We start from the raw sequence: 21,006 nt of genomic DNA, 5'->3' as shown, positions 1-21,006 counted from the left end.
AACTATATTGGCATAAAACACCCCTCCCGGAGAGTTTGGTGACTTCAAAAACCGAACCAACATCAGTTAGGTTATAATACTTTTTAAGGTAAGGTTTTTTGCTCTAAATTTGAAGGAAAGCGCTTCCAGTCTAAGACGGTATTTTGGGAAAGTTTAAAGGATGTACAGAAGTACCGAACGGGAATTTGAGAAGTAAAATCAGAGCGTTTTTTTATACATACGGTATCTCTTATCCAGAGTACCGCCAATCTTTTCAGCTACCCGCACCATTTGAACATTGTTCTCCAAGATCCAGCCAACTTCAGATGAATACACGCCCTCTACTAGACCGTTTTCGATGGCTTCGCGGTGCAATAAAACATCAATACCACGTCCCTGATATTCTGGAATCACTCCCATGAGAGCTGTGCGTACTTTGTCAATTTTATTCTTTTTTATCAATATCTTTAACCATCCAAAGGGCAGTAATTTCCCGTTCATATCCCTGAAAATCTGGTTGTAGTCGGGAAGTGCTACAGAAAATGCCACAGGTTTTCCGTCAATCTCAGCAATGTGCGCAAAATCTGGGTCCACAATCGTTTTCAAATCTTTGGCAAGAGCATCGAACTCCTCTGAAGAGAGCGGTATAAACCCCCAATTGTTCTTCCATGCTGAATTAAAGATCTCTCGAATTATTTTTACTTCCTCCTTAATTTTTTTCAGCTTGATTTTTCTAATCGAAATGCTCGGAAGTCGTTTTTTAACAATTTCCATGGCACGGTTTGCTCGATCACGATCGACACTGTCTTGCGTAACCAGGTAGGTAAGCAGATCCATCTCTTTCTCGTAGCCCGAACCTTTCAGAAGTTCATCATAGTAAGATTTATGATAGGGCATCATAATACTGGGATACTTATCAAAACCTTCAACCAAAATACCGATTTCATCCATCATACTGGGATTTGCCGGACCCAAAACATCGGCCATTCCTCTATCACGAAGCCAGTCTTCAGCTACACGAAAAAGTAAGTCGGCAGTAGACTGTCGGTCAATGCACTCAAAAAACCCGAAAAATCCGGTTTTAGCATTGTGATAATCGTTGTACCGGTGATCAATGATAGCCGCTAAACGTCCGGCAGGTTTTCCCTCATGTTCTGCATTAAAAAGAGCAATTTCTGCATTTTTATAGAATGGATTTTTTTGGGGGTTGAGCAGTTTCTTCTGCTCCATCAAAAGTGGAGGTACCCAATATTCATCGTCCTCATAGTGTGAATAAGGAAAATTGATGAACTCTTTCTTTTCTACATCAGTAGTTATAAATGTTACGGAATTACTTTTTGGACTACTTTCCACTATACTTTTATTTATCAGGCCCCTACCTCAATAAGAGAACGGCCATTTTTATCAATAATGCCGTGTTTGATGCCTACCTTTTTGAACGCACTGAGTATTTTATCAAGGTGTTCATCGGTATGAGTGGCCATATAACTTGTACGCACAAGTGCCTGGCCCGTTGGAACCGCCGGAGGAACTACTGCATTCACATAAACACCGGCTTCAAAAAGATCTTTCCAAAATCTGAAACAGTCGTACATTTCACCAATCACAACGGGTATAATAGGCGTTTGACTGGACCATACGTTAAAACCAAGATTCCGCAACTCTTTTCTCATGTAATCGGAAATATCTTCAAGTCTTTTCAGTCTCCAGGTTTCTTCCTGTAATATTTCGAGTGACTTTAATACAGTAGCAACGTTTGCAGGTGGCATACTTGCACTAAAAATATGTGCCGGTGATTTGTGTCTGATAAACTCAATAACCGGTCTATCTCCGACAATAAATCCACCAAGAGATGCAAATGATTTAGAAAAGGTTCCACTAATCAATTCCACCTCATCCGACAATCCGAAAACAGAAGCTGAGCCACGACCACCATCTCCTACAACCCCAACTGCGTGTGCATCATCAAGATAAAGAACTGCGTCAAATTCTTTCGCAAGCTTCACAAGATCCGGAACCTTAGCCAGTGTTCCTGACATCGAAAAAACACCATCAGTAGCAATTATTTTGCCGGCATTTGGATCAGCTTTTTGAAGCATTGTTCGCAGGTGATCCATATCATTATGGCGATAGCGTACCGTCTTTGCATTAGAAACCTGAGTTCCAACAACAATACAGGCGTGATTATCACGATCAGAAAATATGATATCATTCCTCCCTGCTATCGTTTGAATAGAGCCTTCATTGGTTTGATACCCTGTGCTAAACAAAACGCAAGACTCTTTGTTCATAAATTTTGCAAGCTTCTCCTCCAGTTCGAGGTGAAGGTCGAGCGTACCATTTAGATATCTGGAACCGGTACAGCCTGTACCGTAGGTTCCAATAACATCTTGCGCAGCTTTAATCACCCGGGGATCATTGGTCAAACCCAGATAGTTGTTAGAACCAGCCATTATGACCTCACGTCCTTCTATCTGAACGGTTGTACCATCGGTTGCCTGCAGAGGCTTAAAGTAAGGATAAAGACCCTGTGCCTTAATCTCATCGGCTTTCGTGAAATCGTACGCTTTTTTAAATATTTTCTTATAAGAAGTATCGGCTTTGGAATCCGCCATGCTAAAAAATTACATTTTCATTAATCAGGTAAATATACCGAGTATTACTTTTCTATCAAATTAATGTAACGTGACTGTTATCTATTTAATTCACGCTTTTTAGGAAGTCGATATATCTTCCCACAATCGTGTCCCAATTGAAGTTCTCTCTTACATATTTTTTTGATGACACTGATAGTTTCGAAAGATTATTCCTCAGTACTTCGTTCACTTTAGATGAGAAAATTTCCGCGTCTCCGTGAGGTACTCTATAACCGTTGACATCCTGTTTGATTACATCTTTAATTCCTTCCAAATCAGAAGCTACAGCGGGAACTCCGGCACGATTGGCTTCTAATAGCACAATACCGAATCCCTCCATATCTCCTTCAACAGGGATGTTAGGCATCAAAAATAAATCTGCACCGGCATAAGCCGCATTGAGAACCTTATCCGGTTGTTTACCGGCTATGATAATTCGCTCTTTTTCAGAGCACTTTTCTCTTGCTTCTCTGATATTTTCATTTTCAGGGCCATCGCCAATCATTAGATAGATGGTATCTTTATCAATCTTTTCAAAAACTTCTTCAATAAACCATTGGTGGCCTTTTCGCTTTACCTGACGTCCTACCGTAAGCAGTAGTTTTTTTCCTGTTAAATCAACATTAAACTCATCCTTCAAAATTTCGCGAGCATTTTCTTTTTCAGGTAGTTTTTTCAAAACACTCATATCAAAACCATTTGGAAGAGCAACCCCAATTTCAGGAGGCATCCCACGTTCGATGCAAGCCTGACGGGTTGCAGTAGATACCGATATGACTCCCTGTAAATTCTGAAAGACATATTTGATATACCATTGATAGGCAAAAAATGGAAGTGTAACATCTTGCCCATGATTGATTGTAACGCAAGGCACTTTTGGTTTTCGAATCATAAATGGTAAAACTCCTGCCGTTACCATCGATGAAAAAAGTATAACATCAGGATTAAACTTTTTTTCAACAGATGGGATTCTCCACAAGAGCGAAAGCAAAAAGAAAAAACTTTTTATACCAATAAACTTCCAGGTAGCATTCAATATGATTGTTTCTATCTCCACATCGTCTCGACGCTCCATAGCGTTCATCATTTGAACGCTTACATTTTGCATTCCTCCCACATTTTCGAGAGGCTGATCTTTTGGAGGATGTAAATGAGATATATAAAGTATTCGCACTCTTACTGTTTATAGATCTAACACTTGCTCGTAGTAGCTGAGCAGTTTTCCATTAATATTTTGCCAACTGTAACCCCCGGCTTTGTGCCTTGAGGAATCAGCCATCTTTTTCCTTAATCCCGGCTTTTGAACCAATTTATCAATATACAAGTAAAATAGGTCACTTTTTTCGACCGGGGCAAGATATCCATTCTCCTCATGATCCACCAATGATTTACTCCCCACGGCGTCAGCCACTACGCAAGGCAGTCCACTCGCCATCGCTTCAAGTGTGACATTTCCAAAAGTTTCCGTGTCTGAGGGAAAGAAAAAGATATCACTGTTGGCATACGCTTTTGACAAATTATCACCGGTCAGGAATCCTGTATAAACTGCGTTCGGTAAAATTTGTTTCAACTCTTCGCCCGCCGGGCCGTCTCCCACCACCAACGCTTTAACGTGATCATATTTTTGCATCAGTCGGTTTAATACATTGGAATACAGCTTTAAATTTTTTTCCCAAACCAGCCTGGATATAAACGTTATAACAACATCATCCGGCTTAAAACCCAATTCTTGTCTCCATTCTTCGTCCCGATTTTCCGGCGTAAACTGGTCTGTATTGATTCCCCGTGCCCAAATTTTCAAATCTGCAACCACTCCCATCTCTTTCAGCCACTCTGCCATAGAAGGTGTTGGTACGTAAAGCTGTTCGCAATGGCTATAAAACCAATTGAGATACTTCCAAAGCAGCGGTTCAAAAAGTGAGAGTTTATAATACTTTAGATAGCTTGTAAAATGAGTGTGATATGATGAAACTACCGGCTTTTCGTGATCCATCGCCCATCGCAACGCTTTATATCCCAGCACATCAGGAGTTGCTATATGTACCAGATCGGGTTCGAACTCCCTCAAGTGCCTCTTCGCCTCAGAAGATAAATCAGTAGACACCCTATATTCAGGCCTGCCTGGTAAGCTAAATGAGGGAACAGCTACAAAATCTCCAGTATGTTCCAACGCAGGCTTATCTATTGTAGGACCAAAAATTTTAAACTCAACGTCGTTCTCTAACATAAACTTAACCATTCGATTAAGTGTTAAAGAGACTCCGTCACGAATATGATTATAATTTCCCGTGAATAGCGCTACTTTGAACCTGCTCATGTAGTTTTTATGCAATAGGTAACTTTGTATTTTAGAAGCGTTACCGTTTGGATTTATAGAAATTTAAAGTATTGAATATACAAATTAAATGAACGCATTTGTTACCGGTGGCACCGGTTTTATCGGAAGCCATCTCGCCGACGCACTGATCAAACATCCAGACTATAAATATGTTAAATGTCTGGTCAGAAGCCGGGAAAAGTGGCTAGAAGGAAAAGATTTTATAAAAGTTGAAGGCGACTTAAACTCCATCCGGTCAATGGATAAAGCCCTTGACAATGTTGACGTAATATTTCACATAGCCGCAATTGTTAAGGCTCCCACTCAGGCTGAGTTCAATCATGCTAACGTTCAAGCTACTGAGAACCTTCTTCGACTGGCCATGAAGAACAACATAAAAAAGATGGTTATTTTATCATCTTTGGCGGCAGCAGGCCCCAGTAACGGCTCACCACTTACAGAAGAAGATCCCTTAAAGCCAATGAGCATGTACGGGAAGTCCAAAAAAAGAATGGAAGAAATGATCCATGAGGTAGCACCGGACGACATGTCAATAACCATTTTGCGTCCTCCTGCTGTTTATGGTCCACGAGAAGATCAAATTTATACGCTCTTCAAGATGATGAAATATGGCATTGCACCAATTGTGGGAGATGGCAATCATCCCCAGCTGTCAATAGTCTACGTAAAAGACGTGGTTCAGGCTATTCTAAAATCAGCAGAGCAAACTGAAACCGGTATTCATACCTATTTTATTGATGGGGAAAAAATTGCCAACTGGAACATGATTCGCGACATTGTCACTACAGTACTCAATAAGAAAAACATGCCTGTTAAATTAAATCCGGCATGGGTTAAAAAAATTGCGGGTGCTGTGGAAACTACTGCATCATTTTTTGGTTTATATCCCGTTATCAACCGGGAAAAAGCAAATGAAATGATCCTTGAGTGGACATGTACTCACGACAAAGCGAAACGCGAATTGGACTATCAACCGGAATATTCTCTCGAAGAAGGAATTTCCCGTACTTTGAGATGGTACAAAAAACATGGATGGCTATAACTGAATGATGAAAAAGTATTTACCCCTCACACTCTTACTTCTATTTATTGTTGATGCAAGATCGTCAGCTTTTGCCCAATATGCTCACGATTTCAGACATCGCATGGAAATACCGGATATTCTGAATGTTCACAGTTCGGAAACCCATCTTTATGTTCTTTCTGAAAGCGAGGGATTAGTCGTATTCAGAGCTCACGGTGATACCCCCCAATGGCTCTACTCATCTACCGGAATGCAGCAGCGCGGCCACATCATGCACAGCGATATCCGCTTTGCCTACATCTATGGAGATAACCGAAGATTAACCGTTGTTGAACCTACTTCTGTCTTAGGCGTCTACTCTTCAACTGTTTTACCGGCCCGCCCACTAGCGGTCGAGAGGATTTTAAATAATCTTTACGTCGCTTTGGGGAACAATGGCTTTGGAAAGGTAAATCTGGAAACTCCTGAAGCCGTCGACGGAAATGTTGAATTTCCATTTGAGGAAATCTTTGAGAATAGTCGAGTTCAAAGCCTGGCATCTGAAAGAAATAGAACTCTTTACGTGCTCAGTAATGGAAATCAAATAGATATCTTTTCACTCTCTTCGGATCCAGACATGGAAGATCAGCTTGAGCATGTTGAACAGGTTGAAACAGAGCGTAGCATAGAAAAAATATTTATCACAGATGAAGAGCTAATTGGTGCTGACCGTACAGGAAATATCTTTTTAATCAATTCCGACGGCAGAATGAGAAAAACAGCTCAGGTGAACAGTGCCGTCGACAAAATCAGCATCTGGAATAATCATCTGGTCGTAAGAACTTCTGACAACAAAGTTTGGATTGGAGAGTTTGGGAATTCTTTAACGGAGTGGAAATCGGATCCCGACGCCGGAAACTATTTTACAGTTACTGAAAACAAACTTTGGGTGTCTGAGTTCAATCAAATATCTCCTGTTGTACTGACTTCCGGCGAAGAGAATAACTCAGAAGAAAACAATACCGACGAATTTACGCTTCAGCCAATCGAGGATATTACACTGCCATTTCCCCGGCCATTGATTTTACCCATCAAGTTAGAAAACGGATATAACCCCGGTGAAGTTACATTCAGCTACAATGCATCTTTTAACAATGCTAAAATTCGCGGAAATACCTTTTACTGGCAGCCTTCAGCCACTCAAACGGGACGTCAAAGGGTAACACTTACCGCAACGAACAGGGCAGGTCAAAATGCCAGTCAGGAATTTATGATAGACTTAAGGCCTTTCAACGCACCACCACGATTTTCATCGGCTCGATCCATTACAGTTCCCGTAGATGAATCGTTTGAATACCAGATAGACGTTATTGATCCGGACGGAATGGATCAGGACCTCATACGTTATCTGGGCGTAGATCTGCCAAGCGGGGCCAGAATTAATGAAAAAAGCGGCCGATTTACCTGGACTCCAAATATCCGGCAAGTAGGTGAACACACATTTCAGGTTATCGCCACTGATCAATTTGGAGCTGCTTCGTCTCAGGATTTTGAAATCCGGGTTGTAGAAATTGAAGAATCCAATTCAGACCAAGAGTTATAGAGTGTCATACAGCTTTTCGGAAATCCTTCTCGACTGGTACCACAAAAACAAACGCGATCTTCCCTGGAGAAGAACAGACTCTCCGTATAAGATCTGGGTCTCGGAAATCATGCTTCAGCAGACTCGTGTAGACACGGTTATCCCCTATTACCACCGTTTTTTAGAAGCCTTTCCTACTGTTTATGACTTGGCGGATGCAGATCAGCAGAAGGTGCTGAAGCAGTGGGAAGGTTTAGGCTATTACAGCCGCGGACGGAATTTGCATCAAGCCGCAAAAACGGTTGTGGATCACTTTAATGGAAATATCCCATCCGATTACGAAACCATAACCCAACTGAAAGGAATTGGGCCATATACCGCGGCCGCTGTATTAAGTATTGCATTCCAAAAAAATCACGCAGTTGTTGATGGAAATGTGATACGTGTATTAGCCAGATTTTATGGAATTGAAGATGATATCCGGTCCGGGAAAACAAAAAAAAGAGTTCAGGCTTTTGCTGATGAACTCATTTCAGAAGATGAACCAGGTGACTTTAATCAGGCTATCATGGAACTTGGTGCAACCGTCTGCACACCCAAAAACCCTCTCTGTGACCAGTGCCCACTGTCTTTGGATTGTGTTGCTTACCAAACTGTTAAAACAGACTCAATTCCTTATAAATCACCGGCCAAAAAAGTACCTCACCACCAAATTGCGGTTGGAATTATTGTCAACCAAAAAAATGAACTACTTATTGCGTTGAGACCGAACGATGTAATGCTGGGTGGATTGTGGGAATTTCCCGGTGGTAAAAAAGAGAACGGTGAATCTTTACCTGAAACTGTCAGTCGCGAACTAACTGAGGAACTTGGTGTGGAAGTTGATGTCTATAATAAATTCAAACAACTGAAACACGCCTACTCTCATTTTAAAATTACCATGCATGCCTATTGGTGTACCATAGTAAAAGGAACCCCGAAGCCGATCAGCGGCAAAGAGCTGAGATGGGTATCCCTCTCAGAAATTGATCAATACCCATTTCCCAAAGCGAACAAGACGTTGATCGATGAGTTAAAACAGATAAAAAATTCTGATTTAACCAGGTTCATCTCTTCATGAATATTCGCCCACCACTTCGCAGAAGATCCAACAGCACATTAATGGAATTAAAGCCATTTCTGGACAAGATTAATGACGAGGTAGAACAACCGAACTACATCCAGTATGATCCGGTTCAGTTCATGCATATGTTCACCGATAAGAAAGATATTGAACTGGCCGGTTTCTTTGCTGCCACAATGGCTTGGGGAAGAAGGGATATTGTTGTAACAAAAGTGGATGATCTGCTAAAAAGGATGAATTACCGGCCATTTGAGTTCGTGATGAGTTATGAACAAAAAGATTTCATAGCACTAAAAGGATTTAAGCATCGAACATTTAAACCGGTAGATATTCACGGATTGATTCTGGCACTACAAAATATTTACCGAGAGTATTCTGACTTTGAATCTTTTTGGAAAACATGCAGATATCTGGGTTTCAAACAAAAACGGCCGTTTCTCGCTATTTTTCACGAGCGTTTTTTCTCAATGAGCAGTGATCTTGCCGGTCGTACTCGCAAACATGTTTCTGATCCAGAAAAAGGCAGCACCTGCAAACGGCTATATATGTATTTGCGATGGACCGTTCGGAAAAATAGTCCGGTTGACTTGGGAATCTGGAATTTCATGGAACCATCTGAACTGCTAGTACCCTTCGACGTACATGTTGCACGTCAAGCCCGAAAATATGGTTTAATCACGCGCAGGTCGGACGACTGGAAAACCGTCAATCAACTTACTGAGACTTTATCTTTGATGAACCCGGATGATCCTGCAAGATATGATTACGCACTTTTTGGTATTGGCGCGCTCGATTACTCATTACCGAAACGGTTTATTTTAAATAAAGTCTAAGCCCCTGATTCCGGATCATCGAAAAAAAATTAAAATATTTCTGTAAGGAACCTCTCGAATTTGTATCATACATATAAATCGAACATATACTTATTATTTTTGATGAAGGATGACAATATGTTGACACCGGTTTTTCTTAGATTGTATCAGAATTAATAAAACAACCTATAATTACATTACCATGGCAAAAGAAAACGACAAAGCAAAAGCAATTGATATAGCAATCGGGCAGATAGAAAAGCAGCATGGTAAGGGAACTGTGATGCGCCTTGGCGACAACCCCTACAACGAAGTAGACGCCATTTCCACAGGATCTATCATGGTTGACTATGCGCTCGGAGTAAGCGGAATTCCAAGAGGGAGAGTCACAGAAATTTACGGCCCTGAAGCAAGTGGTAAAACAACTTTGGCACTTCAGATAATCGCACAGGCACAGAAAAAAGGCGGGTATGCAGCATTTATAGATGCCGAACACGCATTTGACCCAAAGTATGCAAGGAACCTCGGAATCAACACAGATGAACTCTTGGTGTCTCAGCCCGATAGCGGTGAACAGGCGCTGGAAATTACCGAGACACTGATCCGTTCAGGCGCTTTGGATGTAATTGTGGTTGACTCTGTTGCCGCTTTGGTACCGCGCGCTGAACTTGAAGGAGAAATGGGAGATTCTCACATGGGCCTTCAGGCACGATTGATGTCTCAGGCACTCCGGAAAATTACGGGCGTTGTAAGCAAAACCCGGACCGCGTGTGTTTTTATCAACCAGGTACGGGAAAAAATCGGTGTGATGTTTGGAAACCCTGAAACAACAACAGGTGGACGTGCCCTTAAATTTTACTCTTCAGTGCGAATTGATATACGCAGAATTGGGTCAATCAAAAAGGGTGACGACGTTTTGGGTAACCGAACCAAGGTTAAGATTGTAAAAAATAAGGTTGCTCCTCCTTTTAAAGTGGTTGAGTTTAATATCCTGTACGGAAAGGGCATATCCAGAATCAATGAAGTGCTAGACCTCGCCGTTGAATATGATATTATTGAGAAACGAGGAAGCTGGTATCGTTACGATGGAGAGCCAATCGGACAGGGAACCGATGCTGCTATTCAGTTCCTCGAAGAGGATGAAGAGCTGGCCAACAAAATTGAACAAACGGTACGTATAAAATTAATGCCGGATGATAAACCAGCAGAGGACGAAACCAATAAGAAAGAAAAAGAAACTGCAAAAGCAGGAAAGTAGGAACTGATGTATAAAAAGCGGGACGGTAACCCTCGGGAGAAACCAGATATTTCAGAGAAGCTTCCTTTGAAAATTACCTCTGTTTCTACTCAAAAAAAGCGGAAAGATCGCTTTTCGCTTTTCCATGATGACACATTTCTCGTAGGGGTTTCATCCCAAACATTAACCGATCTATCACTTAAAAAAGGCGTTGAACTGACGCCTTTTTTATTTCAGAAAATCCTCGAAGCAGAAGAATATCAAAAAATAAAAGATACATTTTATGACTATCTGAGCCGCAGGGATCACGGCTCATTTGAGCTAAAACAGAAAGCGTTTAAAAAAGGATATCCAGCAGATGTTATTGATGATGTTCTGAATGAATTTGATCAAAAAGGGCTGCTTAATGATGAATCTTTTGCTAAAAAATTTGCTGCAGATAAAGCTGAATTTAAAAACTGGGGCCCAATAAAAATTAAAGCCGCACTTCGCAAAAAAGGAGTCGGTAAAAATGTAGCAGATAAAGCCGTTCGAACAATAACTAACGATTTGGACCAAGTTCAGATTTGTGTAGATTTACTCACGAAAAGAAAACGTCATTTTTTACGTGAGACGGATCCTTTAAAAAGAAAACAGAAAATGTATCGCTATCTTGCAGGCAAAGGTTTTACGGCACCCATAATAACCAAAGCGACAGATACGGTTAAAAACGATTTCGATGTTTAAGAATCTGACATTCGAAAATATCATCAAATCCATTATTGGATTTGCGACTTTGGTTGTAGTAGCCCTTATCGTTTTTAACTACATCAATCTTGTAGCTTACGCAATTATTGCAATGCTCCTAAGCTACCTGCTTGATCCTGTGGTAAACCGAATGCAAGCTTCGGGCATGAATCGAACGTTCGCAATCACAATTACACTCTCCTCTGTAATTCTACTAATTGCATGGGTTTCTACCAGTGTTATTCCAATTGTTGCCAATCAAATGGCGGGATTGGCGCGGCAGCTTACAATAGACAACATGATATTTATTGCCAATCAGGTTGAATTACAGCTAAGAGAATACCTGGATTTTATTCCGCCCGGATATTTACGGGAAAACATTGAGGTACTCGCTGAAGACTTTTTCAACATAGGCAGGTTTTCTGACATTTTAAGTGACCTTATAGGCATATTCACAAACTTGTTTGCAGCTTTTCTGATTATTCCCTTTGCAACTTTCTTTTTTCTTAAAGACGGATACAAAATTCGTCGCGACCTGCTTGAATTGGTTCCAAATAAATATTTCGAATCAATTCTTACCCTGATAGATAAAATCGAAACCCGGCTGGGTCATTACTTCAGAAGCGTAGCTCTACAGTGTACGCTGGTGGGTATTGCTTCATGGCTGGCATTGTCTTTTGCCGGATTGAACAACGCTGCTTCTGTGGGTATTGCGATCGGTATTTCCAATTCGATTCCATACTTCGGCCCGTTAATTGGATATATTTTATCGATCATCATATCTATTATAGAAACCGGCGATTTTTCTTTGGTACTGCCAAGTATACTGGCTGTGCTCTTTGCTCAAATCTTAGACAACGTAGTTCTTCAGCCATTGATTTTTTCCAAGTCCGCCGATATACACCCTGTTGCAATACTCTTTATTATCATGATCGGGGCTCAAACGGCAGGAATTCTTGGGATGTTGATAGCAATTCCGATTGCCACAATTATCAAGATCACAATCAACCAGATTGTATGGAGCTTTAATAACTACCATATTTTCAGGCTTAACAGGGAAGCTGCTGAAAAGCCTCAAATTCAGGAAAAAATTCCTGAATAGATTCATACTATCGGGGGTGAATTATCAGCCATCTTTGCCTATCTTCTTGCCGAACCGTCCAACACGAAAACATTCAATTTTGAAAAACATCGTAGTGTTTGCTTCCGGCTCTGGAAGTAATTTTCAGGCAATCATCGACTCGATTGGAAAAGGTGAAATAGAGGCACATATTAGCGGTTTGATTGCCAGCCGTCCCGGGATCGGTGCTATAGAAAGGGCTAAATCTCATAATATTCCTCACTATGTACTGTCGGGTGAACCTTCCGATACCAGTTTTACCAAAGTTTTAATTTCAAAACTAAAAGCGTGGAACCCGGACTTGATTGTTCTGGCCGGATTTTTAAAAAAAATCCCTGCTGAAGTGACGGAAACATATCAAAATAAGATCATAAATATTCATCCTTCCCTGCTGCCTAAATATGGAGGAAAAGGATTTTATGGAATAAAAGTACATAAAGCTGTTGTTGATGCCGGTGAAACTGAATCGGGCTGTACCGTCCATTACGTGAATGAACTCTACGATAAGGGTGATATTATCAGGCAGCAAAGAGTTACAGTATCGGATGATGACACTCCTGAAACCCTGGCTCAAAAAGTATTAAAAGAAGAACACAAACTACTGCCAAACGTAATCGCTGAAATCTTAAATAATAAATAAAACCCTGCTGTGGCCTTAAAACCTCTCTCCCATCTCCCCGAAACTCCACTAAAAATTAAACGTGCTTTACTTTCTGTTTCTGACAAGAGCGGAATTGTTGAATTAGCAAAGATGCTTCACCAGAATGGTGTCGAAATTCTGAGCACCGGTGGCACTGCAAATGTAATACGTGAAGCAGAAATACCTGTAAAAGATGTAAGCGAGGTGACTCAATTTCCCGAGTGTCTGGACGGCAGGGTGAAAACTCTCCACCCCAAAATTCACAGCGGAATCCTTGCGCGCACAAGCCATGAACCCGACAATAAGGAACTTCAAAAACTGGATATCAAGCCAATTGAGCTGGTTGTTGTAAATCTTTATCCTTTCAAAGAGACCATTAAAAAAGCGGCTATTACACCCGCAGAGGCCACAGAAAATATCGACATCGGCGGGCCTACAATGGTACGAGCGGCAGCAAAAAATTTCGCCCATGTCTGTATTCTCACTAACCCAAGTCAATACAAAAGCTTCGTAAAGGAGCTGAACAAAGGGAGTGCGATTTCATTCTCAACAAGACGGAAATTAGCCCGAAAAGCCTTTGAGCACACTGCTGACTACGACACGAACATTTCCAATTATTTCACGCAAATTGATGAACATGCATTGCCGGAACAGCTGAACGTAAGTCTGAATAAATCAGCTGATTTACGCTACGGGGAGAACCCTCATCAAAAGGCCGGTATCTATGGAGAACAACAAAAATATATTGATTGCTTCCACGGTAAAGAGTTAAGCTACAACAACTATCTTGATATAGACAGTGCATTGAATCTGATGTCTGATTTCCAGAATGATGATCCCACCATCGCTATTTTTAAACATACAGTTCCTTGCGGTGTAGCCACTGATAACAATCTCACCAAAGCCTACCGCAAAGCGTTTGAAACAGATAAGATGTCTCCTTTCGGTGGAATCGTCATAACGAATAAAAAATTGGATCTGGAGACCGCACAGGCTATTGATGAAATTTTCACAGAAATTATTCTTGCTCCTTCATTTTCTGACAAAGCACTCGAGCTTTTAACTCAGAAGAAAAACAGAAGATTGGTAAAGATACTACAGTTTCCGGAAGCAGATACATTGACTGTAAAATCAGTTTTTGGCGGTGCACTTGTGCAGCAACCCGATTTTGAAACAGTGCAGACCGGAGATTTAAAAACAGTGACAGAGAGAACGCCAACAGACAAAGAAATGGCCGATATGTTATTTGCTTGGAAAGTTGTGAAGCATGTAAAGTCCAATGCAATTGTATACGCAAAAAAACGTCAGACATTAGGGATTGGTACCGGCCAGACAAGCCGTGTAGACAGTTCAGAAATTGCGGTCAATAAAGCGCAAAAAGAAGGGATGGACCTGAAAGGATCAGCAATCGCATCAGATGCTTTTTTCCCTTTTGCAGACGGAGTTGAAGCTGCAGCAAAAGCAGGCGCAACGGCCGTCATTCAGCCCGGGGGCAGTATTCGGGATGAGGAGGTAATCAAAGAGGCAGACAATAATAAGATGACTATGATTTTCACAGGCAAACGGCATTTTAAACACTGATTTTGAAATATTAAAATCTTATAAAGTTGAATTCGCAAATAGAGCTTCAAAATCGTATTTTCATCCATTGCCCTTAAATTTAACTGAAAAAGCCACGCATCTCGATGTCGGATACCTACACCCCAACAAAGACAAAATCGAAAGATTCAAAAAATCAAACCAAGAAAGGTCTTTTTGATTTTCTTTATACAGATATTGCCATTGACCTTGGCACAGCAAACACACTTATCTATGCCAGGGATCAGGGTATCGTATTAAATGAACCCTCCATCGTCGCACTAAATAATCAGAATGATCCGGTTGCTACAGGTCATGAAGCCCGCCTGATGCATGAAAAAACTCATCGGAATATTAGGACGGTCCGGCCTCTGAGGGATGGCGTTATCGCTGATTTTGAAGTAGCCGAGCAGATGATCAGGGGTATGATTAAAAAAGTGAAGATGAAGTGGTATTCCACCACCCGTCAGATGGTTGTTTGTGTACCCAGCGGAATTACTGAAGTTGAGCGGAGGGCTGTTCGTGACAGTGCGGAGCATGCAGGAGCGAAAGAGGTTTACCTGGTAGATGAGCCCATGGCTGCAGCTATCGGTATTGGTCTGGATGTGCACGAGCCTGTGGGTAACATGATTGTGGACATCGGTGGCGGTACAACAGAAATTGCTGTCATCGCTCTTTCGGGTATCGTTTATGCCCAGTCTGTACGTTTAGGCGGCGACGAATTAAACGATGATATTATCAGCTATTTCAGAAGAAACCACAATCTATTGATTGGTGAACGAACAGCTGAAAAAATTAAGTGTGAAATCGGATCGGCAGCTCCTTTGGATGAAGAGCTTGAAATGATTACAAAAGGACGGGATTTGGTGAATGGTGTTCCCAGAACGCGTCAGGTAACGTCGAAGGATGTACGTGAAGCCATTTCTGAATCAGTAAATACCATTGTAGAAGCCATTACAAAATCTTTGGAGCAAACACCACCGGAACTTTCTGCAGATATACTGGACCGGGGAATTATGCTAACCGGCGGTGGCGCTATGTTAAAAAATCTCGATAAACTGATTATGGAAACGACAGATCTTCCTGTTCACATCGCGGAAGATCCCCTCACAGCTGTAGTTCGAGGAACAGGAGCAATTCTGGAAGATATCGATTACTACCGAAGCGTAATTTCTTAAGCCTTGAACAATTAAATGCGACGTTTAGCTGATGCCAAAGATTACATCATAACTGCGCTCATTCTGCTATTCGCAACTGCATTGATGGTAAGCAGACATGACGGTGGACTGCAAAACGCCAGAAAAATATCTGTCACGGTTTTAAGCTATCTCGAGCAACCTCTATCCAACATTCGTATTTATCGGCAGGCACTTACCACTAACACTTATCTTCAGCGACAGAATATTCTCTTACAGGATGAATTATCCCGATTAAGGTCTGCAGACCAACAAAACCAAATACTTCGGGAACTTCTGAATTTGCGAGACGAGAGCGAGCATCCATTAATTCCAGTTCAGATCGTTGCTAAAGACCTTCGTGGCTTGAATAATTCATTGACTGTGAGTGCTGGAACCGACGATGGAATTCAACGAGGAATGCCCTTAATGAATTCAGACGGATTGGTGGGGCAGATTAATTTTACAGCAAAAAACTATTCGCAGGTTCTTCCATTCTCGAATTCTCTATTCAGAGTGAGTGCCCGTATTCAAAGTTCACGAGCATACGGTATTGTATCCTGGGATGGAAATTCAGAAAATGAACTGATTTTACAATACGTACCTCAAACTATTCCGGTTAACGTTGGGCAGATCGTTGAAACATCCGGTGCAAGTAATCAATTTCCCGCAGGCATTCCAATTGGTGAGATTACAGCGGTTGAGCCGGGGAGAGGTGTCGAAACTCAGACTATCTACCTTAAGGCATTTGCAGATCTTTTTACACTATCTGAAGCATTTGTAGTAGCATTTGAACCCGATACCACCATTAATCAACTGATTATACAACAAGAAAAACTGTTTTGATAAAATCAGATACTATACGATTCCTTTTAATTGGTATTGGTATTGTAGCAGTACAGATACTGCTTTTCAAAAATCTTAGAATTTTTGATGGGGAGGTAGATCTAGTACTTATTTATCTGATTTGGGTAAGCACAAAGCGAAGTAAAACAGAAAGTTTAATCCTTACAGCCATCCTCGCACTGTTTCAGGATGCTTTTACAGATTTGTGGGGATTGCATATGTTTTCGAAAAGCCTGACAGTTTTTATACTACATAGCTATTTAAATCGTATATCAGAGAACAGGTTCATTTTCTGGCAAGTATTTTTGATCATTTTGGCTATCGCATTTCTGCATAATCTTATTTTTTTAGTGCTCACAATGTTTTCTGAAGTCTATGCATCAGGTTATATATTCTGGAGTTTGATGCTGGCCGGCACTTTAATGACAGCAGTGATCGGAAGTTTCTTGCATTTAGTAAGAACGGATAGGTAGAGATGGCTAGGAGAAGAAATCCGGAACAGACAAAAGCATCCATTCGCATACTGCAGGCCGTGATTATAATCGGATTGGTTATCCTGTTTGTGCGGGTCTTTCAGCTTCAGATTGTGGATTATGAAAAGTATTCCCCGCTCAGCATGCAGAATTCCTTGCGAATGGAGATGATAAATCCTGCCCGGGGACTAATCCTGGATCGAAATGAAAATATACTTGTAGATAATCAGCCAATCTATTCTATCACAATTACGCCCGCCAATTTTGATATGGGAAAAATACCATTGCTTGCTGAATTGCTTACAATTGAAAATAATGAGCTTTTAGAAAGAATTCAGATTGCACAGGATTACTCATGGCAACGCACCTCAAGATTATTTACTGAAGTTCCTTTTGAGGTTTTTTCGAATGTTCAGGAAAATCTTTGGCAGTTACCGGGTATAGGACATCAGGTGGATAGTAAACGAAACTATCACTCAGAACTCAAAGGATCCCATATTTTTGGGTATCTGAGGGAAGCATCCAGGGAGGAATACCTTGATACAAACCATATCCGGCTGGGAGATAAAATTGGCAAAAGCGGTCTCGAATTGGTTTATGAAGACCATTTGAGAGGTGAGCTTGGAAATGAATATGTCAGGGTTAATGCTTACGGACAATCGCTCGGTCCATTTAATAATGGCGAACTTGATAACCCACCTCAAAAAGGTGGCGATTTGGTAACATCGATTGACGCCGACCTTCAAAGTTTTTCTGAGAGATTAATGAGTAATATGACAGGTGCTTTGGTTGCCTTGGATCCCCAAACTGGTGAAATATTAAGTATGGTCAGTACACCACAGTATGAGGTTTCCAGATTAGCAGGCCGAATGGATATGGACTATTGGAGAACAATTAATTTAGACCCAAAAACTCCACTATTCAACCGTGCCATTTCATCAAGACAGCCCCCCGGTTCCACTTTTAAACCTTTCATGGCACTGGTCGGTTTACATCTTGGTATTTTCAACGAAAATACGGTTCTAACCAGTCCCGGATACTATTCACGTGGCCGCCGTTATGGTGATACTGCAGATCCCGGTGATTATGATATTGAAAAAGCCATTACATTTTCAAGTAACTACTTTTTTTACTGGATGATGGACAGAGTGGCCACAGAAGGCCACTTAAATAATTGGTCCGGCTTGATACAAGACTTTGGAATCGGTCCTTTGAATGGAATTGACCTTCCGTCCGAACGGTCGGGTATTGTGCCCGATAGTTCCTACATGGATCAAACATTTGGGGTTCGGCGTTGGAGTACTGGTGACCTGATTAACCTTGGAATTGGCCAGGGGCTTATTTCTGCTTCACCCCTACAGATGGCTGTAGCCGTGTCAAGTATTGCAAATGGCGGATACAGAGTTCAACCTCATTTAATTAAACAAATTAAGTATGGTGAAAACGATATACGCTATACAAATCCTGAAAAAGTACGTATTGACTGGATTGAAGATGACCACCTCGAGATTGTGAAGCAGGGAATGAGAACTGTTGTAACAGAGGGAAGTGGCCGCTTTTATACCAACTTACCTGATATTGAGGTTGCCGGTAAAACCGGTACATCTCAGAACCCACACGGTGAAGACCACGGTTGGTTTATAGCATTTGCCCCAATAGATGATCCAAAAATAGCTGTTGCTGTGTTAACAGAAAATTCAGGATTTGGTTCAATTTCTGCCGCGCCCGCTGCAGGGCTCATCATTGAAAAATATATCAACGGTGAAATCAGCCCTCAAAGAAACTGGATACTCGAATACGTTCTGAATTTTGAACCCAGAACTGAACAAGTGGCAGAGGAGGCAGAAGACGATGCGCAACTCTAATGAATTTAACTGGCCGGTACTCTTTGCATGGGCTGGCTTGGCAACATTTGGATTGGTGGCAATATATAGCGCCACTCAGGGAGAAGTAGCACAATTTTTACCTGAGTATATACAAAATAATTTTATGCGTCAGAGTGTATGGATTGGACTCTCTCTTGCCATTTTGGTGGCCATACAATTCACATCCCCAAGAACATTTCAGGGAGTTGCTTATCTTTTTTATGGAGTGACCATCATATTAGCCATTGTAACTGTATTTGCAGGAGTTGAAGTTAGCGGAAGCCGCAGCTGGCTTTCAATATTTGGTCTTCGCTTACAAGTCAGTGAGTTTTTAAAACTTGCAACCATATTAGCCGTTGCAAACTATTTGACTCATAAACGAGACATGACTGCAAATAATGTCAAAACTGCATTCACTACAATATTTTTAATTCTTCTCCCGGCAGTTATCGTCATTCTACAAAATGATACCGGAACAGCATTGGTAATTCTTTCACTGATTCCAGTTGTTCTATTCTGGTCAGGATTACCATACGGACTATCCCTGATTATGATTTCTCCAGCAATTATTGGGTACTTCACAGTAATTGGTCTCCCTTTTGGTATTACTGCAGCGGTTATTATTGCGGTTGCCGTCCTATTTCTACAAAAGAGCAGATGGTACAGCTTATCTGTACTTGTGTTAGGCTTGGTTGTAATAGTAGGTACTGAAGTTGGCTTGCAGCATGTACTACAACCACACCAGCGAGCGAGAGTCGAAGCATTTGTAAACCCCTCACTTGATCCTCAGGGAGCCGGTTGGAACGTTCTTCAGGCTACCACAGCCGTTGGTTCGGGCGGTGTTACAGGAAAAGGATTTATGGAAGGTACACAAACACAGCTTCGGTTTTTACCGGAACAGTGGACAGATTTTATCTACTGTGTTATTGGTGAAGAGTTTGGATTTATCGGCTCCAGCATACTCTTTCTGCTCTATACGTTTCTTTTTCTACGCTTAATGACAATGGCCAGTAACCATAAACACCCGTTTGCTCAACTTGTTATCATATCTGTAACCTTTCTGTATTTTACCCACTTTGTTATAAATATTGGAAGTGCAACAGCAGTGCTGCCTATTATGGGAGTTCCGCTGCCCTTTGTTAGTTATGGAGGATCCGCATTTCTGGCAAATACCATAATGCTGGCCGTATGCCTGAACTTAGACCTCAACAAACGCTCATTCAGTATTTACAGATAAGCCCGGTTCCAAAAACTTCTTCTCTGTTCTCAACTTGAAAGATTTTCTGTGGTGCTTTGTATAACCATACTGCTGTAATCCATCGTAATGTTTGTTTGTGGGATAACCGACATTACTCTCCCAGCCATAATACGGATACTGCTCATGAAGTTGAACCATGATGTCATCTCTGTACACTTTAGCAAGAATTGAGGCCGCAGCTATCGATGCAGAGTTATCATCCCCTTTAATAATACATTTGTGCGGAATTAAAGTGTTTGAAAACCGATTACCGTCAACCAAAAGGAAGTCTGGTTCGGCTCCTCTCTGTTCAGAACACTTTATCATTGCGAGTATCGATGCTTTAAGAATATTTATCTCATCAATTTTTTCCGGAGAGCACTGCTGAACTGTCCAAAATATCGATTTCGCTTTTATCTCATGAACAAGCGACCGACGTTTTTGATCCGAGAGTTTTTTACTGTCGGTTATAGCCGGGTCGAGTTCAGTTCCGGGTTGTATAATAACGCCGGCTGCCACAACCGGGCCACACAAGCAACCTCTCCCAACTTCATCAAGCCCCATTACTCTTCTAAACCCATCCTTCCATAGTTCTGCCTCATAACGGTACATCTTCATAACTTCTATATATGCCAA

General features: G+C 41.4%; 19 protein-coding genes. 14 read left to right on the top strand and 5 right to left on the bottom strand.

Annotation, left to right across the window (positions count from 1 at the left end; translation table 11 throughout):
* Positions 1-198: 198 nt before the first annotated feature.
* From ACESM0_RS02195 to ACESM0_RS02180, 4 genes are all read right to left on the bottom strand, one after another.
* Positions 199-1,332, bottom strand: a complete 1,134-nt coding sequence (locus ACESM0_RS02195) for a GNAT family N-acetyltransferase (protein ID WP_372903198.1) — start codon at positions 1,330-1,332, stop codon at positions 199-201.
* Positions 1,333-1,346: 14 nt separating this feature from the next.
* Entirely contained in the window at positions 1,347-2,594 is a 1,248-nt protein-coding gene (locus ACESM0_RS02190) for an aminotransferase class I/II-fold pyridoxal phosphate-dependent enzyme (RefSeq protein WP_372903196.1), read from the bottom strand.
* 85 nt (positions 2,595-2,679) lie between these two features.
* Positions 2,680-3,789 carry a glycosyltransferase family 4 protein gene (locus tag ACESM0_RS02185; protein WP_372903194.1) on the bottom strand — a complete coding sequence of 370 codons (1,110 nt, stop codon included), beginning with the start codon at positions 3,787-3,789 and terminating at the stop codon, positions 2,680-2,682.
* 9 nt (positions 3,790-3,798) lie between these two features.
* Positions 3,799-4,932: a glycosyltransferase family 4 protein gene (locus tag ACESM0_RS02180; RefSeq protein ID WP_372903193.1), complete on the bottom strand. Its 1,134-nt coding sequence runs from the start codon at positions 4,930-4,932 to the stop codon at positions 3,799-3,801.
* Between the two features lie 88 nt (positions 4,933-5,020).
* On the opposite strand from ACESM0_RS02180, the gene ACESM0_RS02175 reads away from it, so the two are divergent.
* The 14 genes from ACESM0_RS02175 (at position 5,021) to ACESM0_RS02110 (ending at position 20,370) form a co-directional block, all read left to right on the top strand.
* Positions 5,021-5,995: an NAD-dependent epimerase/dehydratase family protein gene (locus ACESM0_RS02175; protein ID WP_372903192.1), complete on the top strand. Its 975-nt coding sequence runs from the start codon at positions 5,021-5,023 to the stop codon at positions 5,993-5,995.
* 7 nt (positions 5,996-6,002) lie between these two features.
* A complete protein-coding gene (locus tag ACESM0_RS02170) occupies positions 6,003-7,559 on the top strand; it encodes an Ig domain-containing protein (protein ID WP_372903190.1) in 1,557 nt (518 codons plus the stop codon).
* Positions 7,528-8,658 (top strand): A/G-specific adenine glycosylase, encoded by a 1,131-nt coding sequence (gene mutY, locus ACESM0_RS02165; RefSeq protein WP_372903188.1) that lies wholly within the window; start codon positions 7,528-7,530, stop codon positions 8,656-8,658. The genes ACESM0_RS02170 and mutY overlap by 32 nt, the downstream gene beginning before the upstream one ends.
* Positions 8,655-9,494, top strand: a complete 840-nt coding sequence (locus ACESM0_RS02160; protein WP_372903186.1) for a TIGR02757 family protein — start codon at positions 8,655-8,657, stop codon at positions 9,492-9,494. The genes mutY and ACESM0_RS02160 overlap by 4 nt, the downstream gene beginning before the upstream one ends.
* Positions 9,495-9,675: 181 nt before the next feature.
* The gene (gene recA, locus ACESM0_RS02155) at positions 9,676-10,731 is read left to right on the top strand and encodes a recombinase RecA (protein ID WP_372903185.1); all 1,056 of its coding nucleotides are present in this window, start codon (positions 9,676-9,678) and stop codon (positions 10,729-10,731) included.
* 6 nt (positions 10,732-10,737) lie between these two features.
* Entirely contained in the window at positions 10,738-11,436 is a 699-nt protein-coding gene (locus ACESM0_RS02150) for a regulatory protein RecX (protein ID WP_372903183.1), read from the top strand.
* Positions 11,429-12,538, top strand: a complete 1,110-nt coding sequence (locus ACESM0_RS02145; RefSeq protein WP_372903181.1) for an AI-2E family transporter — start codon at positions 11,429-11,431, stop codon at positions 12,536-12,538. Before ACESM0_RS02150 ends, ACESM0_RS02145 begins: the two co-directional genes overlap by 8 nt.
* A 79-nt stretch (positions 12,539-12,617) precedes the next feature.
* Positions 12,618-13,196, top strand: coding sequence for a phosphoribosylglycinamide formyltransferase (purN, locus tag ACESM0_RS02140; RefSeq protein WP_372903179.1), 579 nt, complete (start codon positions 12,618-12,620; stop codon positions 13,194-13,196).
* Positions 13,197-13,205: 9 nt separating this feature from the next.
* Positions 13,206-14,777 (top strand): bifunctional phosphoribosylaminoimidazolecarboxamide formyltransferase/IMP cyclohydrolase, encoded by a 1,572-nt coding sequence (gene purH / locus ACESM0_RS02135; protein ID WP_372903177.1) that lies wholly within the window; start codon positions 13,206-13,208, stop codon positions 14,775-14,777.
* Positions 14,778-14,881: 104 nt separating this feature from the next.
* Positions 14,882-15,952 (top strand): rod shape-determining protein, encoded by a 1,071-nt coding sequence (locus ACESM0_RS02130; protein ID WP_372903176.1) that lies wholly within the window; start codon positions 14,882-14,884, stop codon positions 15,950-15,952.
* Positions 15,953-15,967: 15 nt separating this feature from the next.
* Positions 15,968-16,795, top strand: a complete 828-nt coding sequence (gene mreC, locus ACESM0_RS02125; RefSeq protein WP_372903174.1) for a rod shape-determining protein MreC — start codon at positions 15,968-15,970, stop codon at positions 16,793-16,795.
* Complete coding sequence (gene mreD / locus ACESM0_RS02120) at positions 16,792-17,268, top strand: rod shape-determining protein MreD (protein ID WP_372903172.1); 477 nt, start codon at positions 16,792-16,794, stop codon at positions 17,266-17,268. The genes mreC and mreD overlap by 4 nt, the downstream gene beginning before the upstream one ends.
* A 2-nt stretch (positions 17,269-17,270) precedes the next feature.
* Positions 17,271-19,133 carry a penicillin-binding protein 2 gene (mrdA, locus tag ACESM0_RS02115; RefSeq protein WP_372903170.1) on the top strand — a complete coding sequence of 621 codons (1,863 nt, stop codon included), beginning with the start codon at positions 17,271-17,273 and terminating at the stop codon, positions 19,131-19,133.
* Positions 19,120-20,370, top strand: a complete 1,251-nt coding sequence (locus ACESM0_RS02110; protein ID WP_372903168.1) for an FtsW/RodA/SpoVE family cell cycle protein — start codon at positions 19,120-19,122, stop codon at positions 20,368-20,370. Before mrdA ends, ACESM0_RS02110 begins: the two co-directional genes overlap by 14 nt.
* Here ACESM0_RS02110 and ACESM0_RS02105 read toward each other — a convergent pair.
* Positions 20,350-20,982 (bottom strand): ribonuclease HII, encoded by a 633-nt coding sequence (locus ACESM0_RS02105; RefSeq protein ID WP_372903213.1) that lies wholly within the window; start codon positions 20,980-20,982, stop codon positions 20,350-20,352. The genes ACESM0_RS02110 and ACESM0_RS02105 overlap by 21 nt on opposite strands.
* Positions 20,983-21,006: the final 24 nt, after the last annotated feature.

This window comes from Rhodohalobacter sp., assembly GCF_041686455.1.
Classification (GTDB): Bacteria; Bacteroidota; Rhodothermia; order Balneolales; family Balneolaceae; genus Rhodohalobacter.
This window is presented reverse-complemented; position numbering and strand designations above follow the sequence as displayed.